Source organism: Variovorax robiniae (genome assembly GCF_037889955.1).
Lineage (GTDB): Bacteria > Pseudomonadota > Gammaproteobacteria > Burkholderiales > Burkholderiaceae_C > Variovorax > Variovorax robiniae.
In genome coordinates, this window is record NZ_JBBKZS010000003.1 from 40,185 (window position 1) to 55,764 (window position 15,580).

Sequence of the window (15,580 nt, forward strand, 5' to 3'; positions counted from 1 at the left end):
CAGCATGGCATTTGAAGCCGACGACGCAGTTGCATTCGATCCCTTTGCGTCGGGCCAGATCGAGCAGATCGTTCCGAGCACCGAAGCCCAGCGCGAAGTCTGGCTCGGCGACCAGCTCAGCGCGGAAGCTTCACTCGCCTACAACGAATCCATGGTGTTCCGCCTGCGCGGTGCACTGCAAGTCGAGGCGCTGTCGCTGGCCCTCAACCAGCTGGTGCAACGGCACCAGTCGCTGCGCGCCACCTTCTCGGCCGACGGCACGCAACTCGTGATCGGCGAGGCCGCGCCGCTCGCCCTGGCACAGCATGACCTGAGCGCGAGCGAGGCGTCGGTTCGCCAGCAAGCCCTGGCTGACGCGCATGCCGCGGCCATGCACCAGCCCTTTCCGCTGACGCAAGGCCCGCTGCTGCGCGCCGCGCTCTACAAGCTGGGCGCCGCCGAACACGAACTCGTGATGACGGCGCACCATGCGATCTGCGACGGCTGGTCGTGGGGCGTCATCGCCGAGGAACTGCCGCAGCTCTATGCCGAGCAGACCGGCGAGGGCCCTGCCCTCGACCCGGCCGTCGGCTACAGCGACTACGCCGCCTGGGAGGCCGTCGAAGCCGCCAACCCGGCCATGCAGGAGCACGTGAACTACTGGCTGGGCCGCTTCGGCGGCGGCAACCTGCCGGTGCTGGAGCTGCCGCTCGATCACCCGCGCCCCGCGGTCCGCACCTTCAACTCGCGCCGTGTCGACCACCTGCTCGACCCGGCCCTGCTCGGCGACCTGCGCCGCGTCGGTTCCAGCACGGGCGTCAGCCTGTTCGCCACGCTGTTCAGCGGCTTCGGCGCGCTCCTGCACCGGCTGACGGGCCAGGACGACCTGGTGATCGGCATCGCCGCCGCCGGCCAGCTGGCCAGCGACATGCCCAAGCTCGTCGGCCATTGCGTCAACACGCTGCCGCTGCGCCTCTCGGTCGATCCGAAGGCGCCCTTCGCCGACTTCGCCCGCGCATCGTCGAGCGTGCTGATGGACGGCTTCGAGCACCAGACCCTGACCTACGGCTCGCTGCTTACCAAGCTGGCCGTGCGCCGCGACCCGAGCCGCCTGCCGCTGGTGAGCGTGCTGTTCAACGTCGACGGCGACGCCACGCCGAGCGCCGGTTTCCCTGGCCTTGAAGTCGAGCAGCGCAGCATCCCGCGCGCCTTCGAGAACTTCGAGATGTTCGTCAACCTGAGCCCGGTCGCGGGTGGCATGCGCATCGAGGCGCAATACAACAGCGACCTGTTCGACGAAGCGACGATCGTCCACTGGCTCTCGATCTACGAGACCCTGCTGCGCTCGATCGCGCTGGACCCGAAGCAGGACCTGGCGCACATCAACCTGGTGTCGCCGGTCGAGTCGCAGGCGCTGGCCGAGATGCAACCGGCGCCCACCGCATTGCCGGCTCCGGCGCTGATGCACACCGGCTTCACAGACATGGCTGCGCTGCAACCGGAGCGCCGCGCGATCCGCTTCGGTGCGCGCACCATGGGCTATCGCGAGCTGGACGAGCAATCCAACAAGCTCGCGCATGCCCTGCGTGCGCGCGGCGTCGGCCGCGGCCAGTTGGTCGGCCTCTGCATCGAGCGCGGCTTCGACATGATGATCGGGCTGATCGGCATCCTGAAGGCCGGTGCCGCGTACGTTCCGCTCGACCCGACCTTCCCCAAGGCCCGGCTCGACTACTACGCCGAGGACGCGCGCCTGAGCCTGCTCGTCACCTCCGCCCTGCTGTCCGGCGCGCCGCGCAGCTGGTGCGCCGATGCGGCCCAGCGCGTGTTCGAGATCGATGCCGACAACGAATGGAAGTCCGGCAGCGCCGCCGCCCCGGCGCCGAGCGCGCTCGATGCGCAGGAAGAAGACCCGGCCTACGTCATCTACACCTCCGGCTCGACCGGCAAGCCCAAGGGCGTGGTCGTGCCGCACCGCGCCGTGGCCAACCTGATCCGGAGCATGCAGCGCGCCCCCGGCATCGGCCCGCGCGACCGCCTGGCCGCCGTGACCACCTTGTCCTTCGACATCGCCGTGGCCGAACTCCTGCTGCCGCTCACCGCCGGCGCCGAGGTCATCATGGTCCCGCGCGAAGTGTCGATGGACGGCAACCAGTTGCGCGCGCTGCTCGAATCCGAGAACGTCTCCGTGCTGCAAGCCACGCCCGGCATGTGGCGCCTGCTGCTCGATGCCCAATGGACCGGCGGCCCGCAGATCTGTGGCTGGATCGGCGGCGAAAGCGTGCCGGCCGACCTGGCCCTGGCCCTGCTCGACAACTGCGCCGAAGTCTGGAACGTCTACGGCCCGACAGAAACCACCGTCTGGTCCACCGTCTGGAAGATGGACCGCGAACAGATCAGGAAGAGCGGCGTGTCGATCGGCCAGCCCATCGACAACACCGGCATCTGGATCCTCGACAGCGCATTGCAGGCCTGCCCGGTCGGCGTGCCCGGCGAGATCTGCATCAGCGGCACCGGCGTCACGCTGGGCTATTTCGACCGCCCCGAACTCACGGCCGAGAAGTTCGTCACCACCCTCATCGACGGCCAGGAAACCTTGATCTACCGCACCGGCGACAAGGGCCGCTGGCGCAACGACGGCCTGCTGGAGCACATGGGCCGCTTCGACTTCCAGGTGAAGGTGCGCGGCTACCGCATCGAGCTGGGCGAGATCGAATCGCGCGCCAACGAGGCCCCCGGCGTGGCGCGCAGCGTGGTCATCACCCGCGAGGACCGTCCCGGCGACGTGCGCCTGGTCGCCTACCTCGCGCTGACCCCTGGCGCGACTTTCGACGCCGCCGCCTTCGACCGCCACCTGCGCGCCCACCTGCCGCAGTACATGCTGCCGCAGCACGTGGTCACGCTGGATGCGCTGCCGCAGTTGCCCAACGGCAAGATCGATCGCAAGTCGCTGCCCGCACCGCAGGCCGCAGCCGTCGATTCGGCCGAACGCGTCATGCCGCGCAACGAGCGCGAGCAGACCGTGCTGAAGGCCATGGAAACGGTGCTGAACCTGCCTGGCCTGGGCATTCGCGACGACTTCTTCGCGCTCGGCGGCCACTCGCTGCTGGCCGCGCGCCTCACCACCCAGCTGGGCCGCACCTTCGGCATCACGGTGCCGCTGCGCACGCTGTTCGAGGCGCCGACCACCGAGCAGCTGGCCCTGGTCATCGCCGAGATGCTCGACGCCGGCGCGACCGTGACCTCGATCCCGCATCAGGCCGGCCGCACCACCGCACCGCTCACGCCGATGCAGGAGCGCATCCGCTTCCTGGAAGAGCTGCATCCGGGCCGCTCGGTCTACAACGAGCCCTCGGCGCACCGCTTCAGCGGGCCGCTCAATGCCGTCAAGTTCGCCGCCGCGCTCAAGGAAATCATCCGCCGCCAGCCCGCCATGCGCACCTGCATCGGCGTGGATCCCGCGACGCGTGAAGCGGTGCAGCGCATCGAGCCTTCGATCGCCTACGAGCTGCCGATCATCGACCTGCAATCCGTGCCGGCCGACCAGCGCGAAGCCGAACTCGGCGAGCGCATGCAGACCCTGGCCGACCAGCCCATCGACATCCACCGCGCGCCGCTGTTCCATGCCGCGCTGTTCCGAATGGCGCCGGACGACCATGCCTTCGTCTACGTGCCGCACCACCTGATCTGGGATGGCTGGTCCTTCGACCTGCTGCAGAGCGAACTCGCCACCATCTACAGCGCCATGGTCAAGGGCGAGCCGCACGGCCTGCCGGAGCTCACGGTCGATGCCGGCGACTTCGCCGCCTGGTACAGCAACTGGCTGAAGCAACCCGAATTCGAGGAGCAACTGCGCTACTGGAAGGCCCGCTTCGCCAACGCGCCGACGCCGAGCGCGCTGAAGACCGACATGCCGCGCAAGGCCGGCATGAGCGGCCAGGGCGGCACGCAGTGGATCAGCGTCGACAAGACCTTGGCCGACCGCCTGCGCCAGGTCGCGCTGGAACACGGCGTGACGCTCAACATGCTGACGATGGCCCTCTACCTCGCGATGCTCGGCCGCGTGACCGAAGGCGATGCCGTCACCATCGCGATGCCGGTGCGCGGCCGCGAACAGCCCGAGCTGGAAAGCGTGATGGGCTTTTTCAACAACGTGCTGCCGCTGGCCTTCGAGGTCAAGCAACACCAGCGCCTCGGCGACTTCCTGCAGTACGTCAAGCGCGAGTTGCTGGGCGTCATGGGCCACCAGCAGGTGCCGTTCGAACGCCTTGTGGCCGAGCCGGAGTTCTCGGCGCGCGTCAAGGGCGGCGGCCTGTACCAGTCGCTGTTCTCGTTCCAGGACACTCGCGAGCGTCCGCGCGACCTCGGCGGCCTGCAGGACAAGCAGATGCACCTGTTGCAACGCGGTGCAACCGACGACCTCGGTGTCTGGCTGATGGAAAAGGCCCAAGGCCTGGAAGGTGCCGTGGTCTACAACGCCGACATCTATCGCCGCGACACCGCCGCCGCCTTCCGCGACCGCTACATCGAAGTTCTGCGCGCCGCCGCCGCGCAACCCGATGGCCTGCTCGAAGTCATCACCGCGCCCGGCGATTCGGCTGCGGCGGCGCATCTGCAACGCCTCGGCAAGGGCGCGGCGGAGGCCAAGGCCGCAGTGACGCCGGCGCCCGCCTCCGCCCCGAACAACGTGCAGCCGCTGCTGCTGCCCGAGCAAGCGCAGTTGGCCCAGCTCTGGGCCAGCACGCTGGGCATCGACGTGAACGACATCCGCAGCACCGACAACTTCTTCGACCTCGGCGGCGAATCGATGCAGGCGATGCGCATCGTGCAGCAGGCCGAACAGGTGCTCGGCTTCCGCGTCGAGCCTCGCCGCTACGTGTTCGAGAACCTCGGCCAGCTCGCGACGGCCGAACTGGGCACGCCCATCGACCCGGCCGCTGCGCCAAATGACACAGAACGCGCACCTGTGAAGCGGGGATTGCTCGGCCGCGTGCTCGGCTGGGGCCGCAAGAACTAGGATTGGGCACCATGTCCATCACGGCACTCCCCTCGGCACTGGCTTGCGCGCTCTGGCGCGTCGACCTGGACACGCCGCCCGCACCCGACGCGCTGCGCGGTCTGTCGCAGGCCGAGGCCGACCGGGCCCGCCGTTTCGTCTTTGCCCGCGACCGCAGCCGCTACCAGGCCGCCCACGTCGCACTGCGCCAGACCCTGGCCGGCCCGGCGCGCCGTCATGCGGCCCAGTTGCGCTTCACCGCCGGCCGCTTCGGCAAGCCCAGGCTGGAGGCCACGACCGGCGTGCATTTCAACCTGAGCCACAGCCAGGGCGTGGGCCTGATCGCGCTGAGCGACCATGCCGAGATCGGCGTCGACATCGAGCTCGTGCGCCCCATGCCCGATGCGGCTGAACTCGCCGCCAACTACTTCGACGAGGCCGAGCAGGCCGCGCTCGCGGCCGTCGAACCCGGCCCGGCGCATGACCTCGCCTTCTTCCGCTGCTGGACGCGCAAGGAGGCCTGCCTCAAAGCCGTCGGCGTCGGCCTCGGGCTCGACACCCGCTCCTTCCACGTCGGCATCCGGCCGGTGGCCAGCCGCGTGGTGATGCCGCTGGAATCCGGTCCGATGCAGCTGGCGCTGGTCTCCACCGACGGTGGCGACGGCGCCGTGGCGGCCCTGGCCATGGTGCTGACCGTGAAGGCCGGCACGCCTGAAGAATGTGAGGCACGCCCATGACCCCACTCATGTTCGGTCCTTCGTCGCGCCAGTTGTTCGGGCTGTTCCATCCCGCCGAGCGCGTGAGCGGAACGGCGGTGCTGATCTGCCCACCCTTCGGCCAGGAAGCCATCCGCGCCCATCGCCTCATTCGCGTGCTGGCGGACCGGCTGGCCCGCTCCGGCGTCTCGGTGCTGCGCTTCGATTACTACGGCAGCGGCGATTCGCCCGGCGACGAATCGGAGGCCGAGCTCGAAGGCTGGCGCCGCGATGTCTGCGTGGCCCACGAAGAACTGGTGCGCCTCACCGACGCGCCCAACGTGGTCTGGCTCGGCGCCCGGCTCGGCGCGGCGGTGGCGGTCATGGCCGCGCACAGCGGGCGCTGCGATCCCGCGCGACTGCTGCTGTGGGACCCGATCGTCGACGGCAAGGCCTACCTGGCGCAATTGCGCGAGCGGCACGTCGACGCGCTGGAGCGCTCCTTCGTCGTGCCCAAGGCCGAGTGGCGCCGGCAGTTGTCGCAGCCGCCGGAGACCTTTACCGGCGAACTGCTTGGCTTCGAGATCTCGCCCGTGCTGCACGGCCAGCTTCGCACGCTCGACGCGGCCTCGCTGCCGCTCACAGCGCTCTATGAAACGACAGTTCTCGCAAGCGAAGACGACACCGTGACCCGCCATTGGGCCGAGCGCGAGCAGGCGCGGCACATGCCGCTGCGCCTGCTGCCCTTCAAGCACCTGATGGAGTGGCTCTCCGATCCGCATCCCCACAATGCCCTGGTGCCGGCCGAAGCTGTGCAGCGCCTCCTGGCGGAAGTAGGAAAGTGACATGAAAGAAACACCCGTTCTCTTTGGCGGCGACAGTTCCCTGGTCGGCCTCGTCACGACGCCGAGCGAGGAGGGCCGCATGGCGCCCGTCGCCTGTCTCATGCTCAACATGGGCGCCACGCACCGCGTCGGCCCGCACCGCGCGAACGTCAAGCTGGCGCGGCACATGTCGACGGAGTACGGCATCAGCAGCATCCGCTTCGACCTGGCCGGGCTCGGCGACAGCGGCGCGCCGGCCAACGCCAACCACTACATGACGCAGGTGGTGTTCGACATGCAGGCCGCGATGAACCTCATCGAGACCATGCTGGGCATCCGCCGCTTCATCGTGATCGGCCTGTGCTCGGGCTCGACCAACGGCATGGCCGCCGCGATGGTGGACCCGCGCATCGTCGGCATCCTGATGTTCGACAGCTACGCCTTTCCGACCCGGCGCGCGCAGCTGGAACTCACCCTGCGTCGCGCCCTCGCGGCGCCGACGAACCCGGCCGTGATCGCCAAGTCCATCCGCTGGCTGCACCGCAAGTTCTCGGCCAAGGCCGCGGCGGCGGCAGCACCGGTCAACTTCCTGCGCGCCGTTTCGCGCGAGGAAACGGAGGAGACTTTCCACCGCTCGATGACCGAACTGGTGGGCCGCGGCGTGGCGCTGTTCTTCCTCTACACCGGGACGAAGCACGTGCGCGACCGCGGCCGCGACCAGCTCGGGCGCTTCGCCTCGGAGCCGTATGCCCAGCACATCGACTACCAGTTCATCGCCGAGATCGACCACAGCATCACCACGCTGGCCTCGCAGCACACCTTCCAGGCGGTGGTGAGCGAATGGGTGCTGCGGGTGGTGGCCGGCCGCACGCCGGCGCAGCAGAACCGGGCGGCGGGCAGCAAGCCAATCACGGTGAATGCGCCGCTGACGGCGAGCGTGACGTCACGGCAACTGGGGCCGATAGGCTCGCACTGAGCCTGCGCCCGGAGCGCGGGGAATCGCGCTCGGCGCACGCCAACTGAGCTATTGCTGGGGCACAGCCCCGCCTTGTCCCGTCGCGTCGGCAGCGCCGGCCGGCCGCTCGCCCGGCAAGCTCAGCAATGGCCCGGTGCCGCTGTAGCGGTCCAGCGCGAGGTAGATCGCCGGCGTGATGTAGAGCGTGATCACCTGCGAGAAGATCAGCCCGCCCACCACGGCCACGCCCAGCGGCTGCCTGAGTTCGGCGCCCGCGCCCAGGCCGAGCGCCAGCGGCAGCGCGCCCATGAGCGCGGCCAGCGTGGTCATCAGGATCGGGCGGAAACGCAGACGGCAAGCTTCGCGGATCGCATCGACCGGCCGCATGCCTTCGGTGCGCTGCGCGTCGAGCGCGAAGTCGATCAGCATGATCGCGTTCTTCTTGACGATGCCGATCAGCAGCAGGATGCCGATGGTCGCGATCAGCGTCAGGTCGAAGCCGAACAGCTTCAGTGACAGCAACGCCCCCACCGCCGCCGAGGGCAGACCCGCCAGAATCGTGAGCGGGTGGATGTAGCTCTCGTACAGCACGCCCAGCAGCACGTAGATCACCAGCACCGCCAGGATCAGCAGCACCGCCTGGCTGCCCTGCGAGCTCTGGAACACCGCCGCATCGCCGCCGTAGCTGGTGATGATCGACTCGGGCATCTTGATCTCCTGCTTGAAGCGGTCGATCTTGGCGGTCGCGTTGCCCAGCGGCACGTCGGGCCCCAGGTTGAAGGACAGCGTGATCGCCTGCAGCTGGCCCTGGTGGTTGACCGCCGTCGGGCCGATCGTGCGCCGCACGGTGGTGAACGCGGTCAATGGCACCAGTTGGCCCGCCTTGTTGCGGACGGACAGCCGCGACATGTCCTGCTCGAACTGGCGGTCGTTGTCGGAGGCCGACAAGATCACCTGGTAGGTGTTGCTGGCGCCGTAGATGCTGCCGATCTGTCGATCGCCATACGCGTTGTAGAGCGCGGTGCGCAGGTCGCCGACCTGCACACCGAGCACGCCGGCCTTGTCGCGGTCGATGTCGAGCGTGGCCTGCAGGCCGCGGTTCTGCGAGTCGCTGGTGACGTCGCGGAAGTCCGGGTCGGCGCGCATGCGCTCCATCATCTTGCCGGCCCATTCGCCCATCGCGCCGGCATTCACGCTCTGCAGCGTGTACTGGTAGCGCGCCTTGCTCTGGCGGCCACCGAGGCGCAGGTTCTGCACCGGCTGCATGTAGACGGCAATGCCCGGGATCTCGCGGAAGCGCTTGCGCAGCGATTCCAGCACCTGCGGCATCTTCATGCGCTCGGCACGCGGCTTGAGCACGGCGAACAGGCGGCCCGCGTTCTGCGTCGCGGTCGGTCCGCCGGCGCCGACGAAGGAGGTCACGTAGGCCACGTTCGGATCGGCCTGCAGCGCGTCGGACACGCGCCCCTGCAAGGTCTTCATCGCGGTGAAGGAGATGTCTTCCGAAGCCTCGGTCGTGATCTGGATCTGGCCGATGTCTTCCTCGGGGAAGAAGCCCTTGGGGATGGTGACGAACAACCAGGCGGTGACGACAAAGGTCAGGCCGGCGAGGCCCAGCATGACCGGGCGGTGCATGAGCGTCCAGTCCAGCGAGCGCATGTAGCCGCCGTGCGTGGCCTGGTAGAGGCGCTCGAAGGCGCGGCCGATGGCGGTGCCGGGCTCGGGATGCACCTCTTCATGGTCCAGCTTGCCGGGCGCATGGTCAACCTGCTTCAGCAGGCGGCTCGCCAGCATCGGCACCAGCGTCAGCGACACGATCGCCGACACCAGCACCGCCAGCGCCACCACCACAGCGAACTCGTGGAACAGCAGGCCGATGACGCCCGGCATGAAGAAGATCGGGATGAACACCGCGACCAGCGAAATCGAGATCGACACGATGGTGAAGCCCACCTCGCGCGCGCCGCGCAGCGCGGCGGCCATCGGCGGCATGCCCTTCTCCACGTAGCGCATGATGTTCTCGAGCACCACGATCGCGTCGTCCACCACCAGCCCCACGGCCAGCGTGATGCCCAGCAGCGACACGTTGTCCAGGCTGTAGCCGAAGGCGTAGAGCAGCGCCACCGCGCCGATCAGCGAGATCGGAATGGTGGCCGCCGGGATCAGCGTGGCCACCAGCCGGTGCAGGAACAGGAAGATCACCAGCACCACCAGCAGGATGGTGCCGATCAGCGTGATCTGCACGTCGTGGACCGCCTCGCGGATCGACAGCGAACGGTCGTTGACCATGTCGATCTGCACCGACTGCGGCAGCTCCGCCTTGAAGCGCGGCAGCAGCGCACGCACCGCGTCCACCACCTGCACGGTGTTGGCATTGGGCTGGCGCTGCACGGCCAGCGTGATCGAGTCCTTGCCGTTGTAGGCGCTCGCCGTCTTCACCGACTCGAAGCTGTCCTCCACGGTCGCCACCTCGTCGAGCCGCACCGGCGCGCCGTTGCGCTGGCCGACGATGACGCGGGCGAAGTCGGCGGCCTTCAGCATCTGCTCGTTGGCCTGGATGGTCAGCGTCTGGCGCGGCCCGTCGAGCACGCCCACCGGCGTGTTGGCATTGGCCAGCCGCACCGCGTTGGCCAATTCGTCAAGCGTGATGTTGCGGGCGTTGAGCAGGTTGGCGTCGGCCTTGATGCGCACCGCGAAGGCCTTGCGACCGTACACCGCCACCTGGGCCACGCCGTCGATGGTCGAGAGCGTGGGCGAGATCAGGTTCTCCGCATAGTCGTTGAGCTCGGTCGGGTTCATCGAGTCCGACTGCAGCGAGATGAACAGCACCGGCGCGTCGGCCGGGTTGACCTTGCGGTACGAGGGCATCTGCGTCAGTTCGGCCGGGAGTTGGCGCTGGGCACGCAGCAAGGCGGCCTGCACGTCGACCGCGGCGGCATCGATGTCACGCGTGCTCACGAATTCCAGCGTCAGGGAGGTCACGCCCTGCGTGTTGGTCGAGCTGATGGTTTGCAGGCCGGGAATGGTCGAGAACTGCTTTTCCAGCGGCAGCGCGACCGACGAGGCCATCGTGTCCGGACTCGCGCCCGGCAGTTGCGCATTGACGTTGATGACCGGCGTGTTGTAGCTCGGCAGTGCCGCCACCGGGATGCTGAAGTAGGCAAAGATGCCGATCACCACCACCGCGGCGGACAGCAGCACCGTCATCGCCGGACGGCGGATGCAGAGCTCGGAGATGTTCATGACTTCACCTGCCGCGGAGTGCGGTCCACCTGGGCCGGCGAAAGCGACGCGGGCGACACGGCCGACGAAGGCTCGCCCGGCGCCGCCTTGGGCGCGGCCGGCTTCTCGACGCGCACCTTGCCGCCGGGCCGCACGTTCTGCTTGCCCTCGATCACCACCTGCTCTCCAGGTTCGATCCCTGTCACCACCACCTGCGTGCCGAAGGTGTACTGCGTCTTGACGGGGCGCCGCGCAGCCTTCTGCTCGGCGTCGACGACGTAGACCGACACGCCATCGCCCAGCATCATCAGTGCGGCGGCGGGCACCACGGTGGCGTCGCGCAGCGTGCGGACCGTGACGCGCGTGGCGACGAACTGGCCCGGCCACAGCGCCTGGTCCTCGTTGGCGAACACGGCCTTGGCGCGCACCGTGCCGACCTGCGGATCGACCGTGTTGTCGACGAAGTTCAGCACACCCATCAGCGGCTTCTTGCGGCCGTTGATCACGGCCTCCACCGGTGTCTGCGCACGCGCCGCGGCCAGCAGGTCCTGCAGTTGCCCCTCCGGCACCGGAAAGCTCACCGCGATCGGATCGAGCTGGGTGATGGTGACCATCGGCACCGTGGGCTGTGCCAGGCTGCCGGGGTAGATGGTGACCGCGCCGATGCGCCCGGCGATCGGTGCGCGCAGCGTGGCATAGCCCAGCGCCACCTGCGCGGCCTGCACGGCGGCGCGGTCCGCGGCGATGGCGGCCTTCTGCGCTTCGAGCTGCGAGAGGATCGTATCGACCGCGCTCTTGGCGATGAAGCCCTGCCCGACCATCTCCTGGCCGCGCCGGTACTGGCGTTCGTAGTCAGCCAGCGTCGCCTCGTCCTTCTGCTGCTGCGCCCGCGCCTTGGCCAGGTTGGCCTGGTCGGGCCGGTCATCGAGCGTGAACAGCAACTGGCCGGCCTTCACGAACTGGCCCTCCTTCACATGCACCTCGCGCACGGTGTTCGTGACCTGCGGGCGCAGGTCGACGCTGTTGAGCGACACCACGCTGCCGTTGACTTCCACCGTGACCGGCACCGTCTGCTTCTGTGCGGCGGCCAGCGTCACCAGGGCCGGCGCGGCGACTTGCACCCCATTGCCTTCCGACTTGGCCGTGGCCTGCTGCCTGTGGCCCGACCACCACCAGCCACCCGCCGCGGCAACGGCCAGCACGCCGGCAAGGGTGACAACGATTTTTTTCTTCATGGAACGACTTGCAAGGTACTGCCAGCATCGAGTAAAAAACGCCAGCTTGTTTACGAATAGTCACCATTGGACCAGCGGTCGAGGGGTGGCGTCCACAACCCGCACAAAGATTGATCCGCCGCGCCCGCGAAGGATCGCTTTCCCACCCTCGGGGAATTCCCTGAGGCCCCTCGGTAGAATCGCCGCTTCACAGCCTCTGGATATACCCCATGAATCGCTGCAAAACATCCCCCACTGCACATTTCCTGATAGCGCTTTCCCTTGCCCTGGGCAGCCTGGTCGCGACCACGGCACAGGCCCAGGTCTCGCCCGAGGCCGCCGTCGGTGGCCGCAACTTCCCGACCGGGACTCTGCGCGGCAAGCTGGTCATCCTCAATGCCCCCGAGGTCGTCCTCGACGGCCAGCCTGACCGCCTCTCGCCCGGCGCCCGCATCCGCAGCCCCCAGAACATGCTGGTCATGGTGGGTGCCATCCAGGGGCAGAAGTTCCTCGTCAACTACACGCGCGACCCGGCCGGACTGGTGTCGCAGGTCTGGATCCTGACGCCCGAGGAAGCCTCCATCGAGCGTGAAACGGCCGAGCGGCCCTTCCTCAACTTCTGGCCCTTCGTGTCTGCCAAGGGACCGACGGACGACGGCAAGACGCCCTTCGACCAGTTGCCGAAGTACGGCCAGTAGGGCTCCGATCCGGGAACCCTTGATCGCAGAGGGCGCAAGGGTTTCACAGCGGTCGCGAAGGCGCAACAGCCAGACCCGGCTGACGCATCGCCTTCCGCCCCCGTTGCCCTCCGTAATTTTTTTCGTCCGTGGCGCGCCACCGAGCCTGCCACGCACATCGCTTCCAGGGAAACAACATGTCCAAGAAAGTTTTCATCAAGACCTTCGGCTGCCAGATGAACGAGTACGACTCGGACAAGATGGCCGACGTCCTCAACGCCGCCCAAGGCTACGAGCCCACGCAGAACGTCGACGAGGCCGACCTCATCCTCTTCAACACCTGCTCGGTGCGCGAGAAGGCACAGGAGAAGGTGTTCAGCGACCTCGGCCGCGTCAAGCACCTGAAGGCCAAGGGCGTGAAGATCGGCGTCGGCGGTTGCGTCGCCAGCCAGGAGGGTGACGCGATCATCGCCCGCGCGCCGTACGTCGACATCGTGTTCGGCCCGCAGACGCTGCACCGCCTGCCCGAGATGCTGGCCGAGCGCGAACGGCTGGACCGCCCGCAGGTCGACATCAGCTTTCCGGAGATCGAGAAGTTCGACCACCTGCCCCCTGCCCGTGTCGACGGCGCGACCGCCTTCGTGTCGATCATGGAAGGCTGCTCCAAGTACTGCAGCTACTGCGTGGTGCCCTACACCCGCGGCGAGGAAGTGAATCGCCCGCTCGACGACGTGCTGGTCGAGGTGGCGGGCCTGGCCGACCAGGGCGTGCGCGAGATCACGTTGCTGGGCCAGAACGTGAACGCCTACCGCGGCAGGATGGGCGACACCGCCGAGATTGCAGACTTCGCGCTGCTCATCGAATACATCGCCGAGATCCCCGGCATCGAGCGCATCCGCTACACGACGAGCCATCCGAACGAATTCACGCCGCGGCTGATCGAGGCCTACGCCAAGGTGCCTCAATTGGTGTCACACCTGCACCTGCCCGTGCAGCACGGCAGCGACCGCATCCTCATGGCGATGAAGCGCGGCTACACGGCGATGGAATACAAGAGCACGGTGCGCAAGCTGCGCGCGATCCGCCCGGAACTGGCCTTGAGCAGCGACTTCATCGTCGGCTTCCCCGGCGAGACCGACGAGGACTTCGCGAAGATGATGAAGTTGATCCATGACTGCGACTTCGACGCCAGCTTCAGCTTCATCTTCAGCCCGCGCCCCGGCACGCCGGCCGCCGCGCTGCACGACGACACGCCGCACGAGGTCAAGCTCAAGCGCCTGCACGAGTTGCAAGCCGTGATCGACCTCAACGTCAAGCGCTTCGGCCAGGCCCTGGTCGGCCAGACAAGGCGCGTGCTGGTCGAAGGCGCCTCGCGCAAGGACGCGACCGAACTCATGGGCCGCACCGAGTGCAATCGCGTCGTCAACTTCGCCGGCGACCCGCGCCTGGTCGGGCAGATGATCGACCTGCGCATCACGAAATCGCTGGCCTACACGCTGCGCGGCGAGGTGCCGATCCGCGACGAAGGCGCGGTGCCTGCCGCGGTGCTCAGCGCTTGATGCCGAATTCCAAATCCTCCCTCGGCTCGTTCCAGCAACTGCTGCTGTTCGCCTTCCTCGTCATCACCGCATTGCTGGTGGGCGTGGCCCTGCGCTCGCTGTTCCAGTACGAGACCCTGATGACCGAGAGCCGCAATGCGGCGGCGCGTGCCCTCGCACTGTCCGGCGGCGCGCAGTCGCTGGCCGAGCGCAGCGCTGCGATGGAACGCGCGGGCCGGCAGTCGCTGGTGCTCAACGACGCGATGTTGCGACGTCGTTTCAACGATGCGGTGAAGGATGCCACCGCCGTCGTCGGCAAGCTGGTCGACAACGGTCTCTCCGCCGAATCGGTGGTCGGCTGGCGCGCACAACTCGCCGCCATCGAAGACCTCATGGACGGCCCTACCGACACGGCGCTGTCCCGGGAAAACGCCGTGGCCTTGCAGTTCCGCGAACTGGACGGCTTCAACACCGCCATCGCGCAACAGGCGCAGAACCTCATCGAGACGCAGAACAAGGCCCTGGCCGAGCGCATCGAGAACGCTGGCGACCGGCTGATGCGCCAGGTGCTGGCGGCCAGCGCGCTGGCGGTGTCGCTGGCGCTGGCCTTCGGCGTGTGGCTGGCGCGGCCCTTCAAGCGCATCGAGCGCGCCATCGTCGGACTCGGGCAGAACCGCCTGGACGAGCCGATCAACGTCCGCGGCCCGGCCGACGTGCGGCGCGTGTCGCAGCAGCTCGAATGGCTGCGCCTGCGCCTGACCGAACTCGACGCCGACAAGGCGCGCTTCTTGCGACATGTCTCGCATGAACTCAAGACCCCGCTTGCTGCATTGCGCGAAGGCGTTTCCCTGCTGGAGGACGGCGTGACCGGCGCGCTCAACCCGGCCCAGCGCGAGGTCGCGCAGATCCTGCAGCAGAACACGCTGTCCTTGCAGAGCCAGATCGAGGCGCTGCTGCGCTTCAACGCCGCCGCCTTCGAGGCGCGCGAACTGCGGCGCGAGCGCACCGCGCTGCTGCCGCTGATCGAGGAACAGATCGACGCGCAGCGCCTGCAGTGGCAGGCCCAGGGCCTCAAGGTCCGTGCGGAAGGCGAGCCGGTCACGGCCACGGTCGACCCGGTCAAGCTGGGCACCGCCATTGCCAATCTGCTGTCGAATGCGATCCGTTTCTCGACGCGCGGCGGCACCATCACCATCGCCGTCTCGAACGAGCCCGGCGTGGCCCGCATCGACATCAGCGACGCCGGCCCGGGCATCGCGCCAGCCGACCGCGACCGCGTCTTCGAGCCCTTTTTCCGGGGCGAACGCCAGCCGGAGCATGCGGTCAAAGGCACAGGGATCGGTCTTTCGATCGTGCAGGAGTACATTGCTGCACATGGTGGCAATATCACTCTGCTGCCCGACGGCCCCGGCGCACGTTTTCGCATCGAGCTACCCCGCGCCGCCTGAGCCCGATTTCCCTTTTTCCCTGTCCATGTTGTTCC

At 68.1% G+C, this 15,580-nt stretch carries 9 protein-coding genes; 7 read left to right on the top strand and 2 right to left on the bottom strand.

From position 1 onward, the window contains the following. Positions 1 to 4 precede the first annotated feature (4 nt). Genes WKW79_RS08400 through WKW79_RS08415 form a run of 4 tightly spaced genes read left to right on the top strand, consistent with a single transcriptional unit; the run spans position 5 to position 7,467 of the window. The gene (locus tag WKW79_RS08400; protein ID WP_340334685.1) at positions 5 to 4,993 is read left to right on the top strand and encodes an amino acid adenylation domain-containing protein; all 4,989 of its coding nucleotides are present in this window, start codon (positions 5 to 7) and stop codon (positions 4,991 to 4,993) included. 11 nt (positions 4,994 to 5,004) lie between these two features. Beyond that, the gene (locus WKW79_RS08405; protein WP_340334686.1) at positions 5,005 to 5,709 is read left to right on the top strand and encodes a 4'-phosphopantetheinyl transferase family protein; all 705 of its coding nucleotides are present in this window, start codon (positions 5,005 to 5,007) and stop codon (positions 5,707 to 5,709) included. Then, positions 5,706 to 6,512: an alpha/beta fold hydrolase gene (locus WKW79_RS08410; protein ID WP_340334687.1), complete on the top strand. Its 807-nt coding sequence runs from the start codon at positions 5,706 to 5,708 to the stop codon at positions 6,510 to 6,512. Before WKW79_RS08405 ends, WKW79_RS08410 begins: the two co-directional genes overlap by 4 nt. 1 nt (position 6,513) lies before the next feature. Next, a complete protein-coding gene (locus WKW79_RS08415; protein ID WP_340334688.1) occupies positions 6,514 to 7,467 on the top strand; it encodes an alpha/beta fold hydrolase in 954 nt (317 codons plus the stop codon). 48 nt (positions 7,468 to 7,515) lie between these two features. Here the strand turns inward: WKW79_RS08415 and WKW79_RS08420 are convergent, their stop codons facing one another. Then, positions 7,516 to 10,689 (bottom strand): efflux RND transporter permease subunit, encoded by a 3,174-nt coding sequence (locus tag WKW79_RS08420; protein ID WP_340334689.1) that lies wholly within the window; start codon positions 10,687 to 10,689, stop codon positions 7,516 to 7,518. Further along, positions 10,686 to 11,903, bottom strand: a complete 1,218-nt coding sequence (locus tag WKW79_RS08425) for an efflux RND transporter periplasmic adaptor subunit (RefSeq protein ID WP_340334690.1) — start codon at positions 11,901 to 11,903, stop codon at positions 10,686 to 10,688. The genes WKW79_RS08420 and WKW79_RS08425 overlap by 4 nt, the downstream gene beginning before the upstream one ends. Before the next feature lie 209 nt (positions 11,904 to 12,112). Here WKW79_RS08425 and WKW79_RS08430 point away from each other — a divergent pair, with 209 nt between their 5' ends. The 3 genes from WKW79_RS08430 to WKW79_RS08440 all read left to right on the top strand — a co-directional run bounded on the left by WKW79_RS08430 (position 12,113) and on the right by WKW79_RS08440 (position 15,545). Beyond that, positions 12,113 to 12,580, top strand: a complete 468-nt coding sequence (locus WKW79_RS08430; RefSeq protein ID WP_340334691.1) for a hypothetical protein — start codon at positions 12,113 to 12,115, stop codon at positions 12,578 to 12,580. A gap of 176 nt (positions 12,581 to 12,756) precedes the next feature. Beyond that, positions 12,757 to 14,118: a tRNA (N6-isopentenyl adenosine(37)-C2)-methylthiotransferase MiaB gene (gene miaB / locus WKW79_RS08435; protein ID WP_340334692.1), complete on the top strand. Its 1,362-nt coding sequence runs from the start codon at positions 12,757 to 12,759 to the stop codon at positions 14,116 to 14,118. Beyond that, on the top strand, positions 14,118 to 15,545 hold the full coding sequence (locus WKW79_RS08440; protein WP_340334693.1) for a sensor histidine kinase: 1,428 nt from the start codon (positions 14,118 to 14,120) through the stop codon (positions 15,543 to 15,545). The genes miaB and WKW79_RS08440 overlap by 1 nt, the downstream gene beginning before the upstream one ends. Positions 15,546 to 15,580 lie beyond the last annotated feature (35 nt).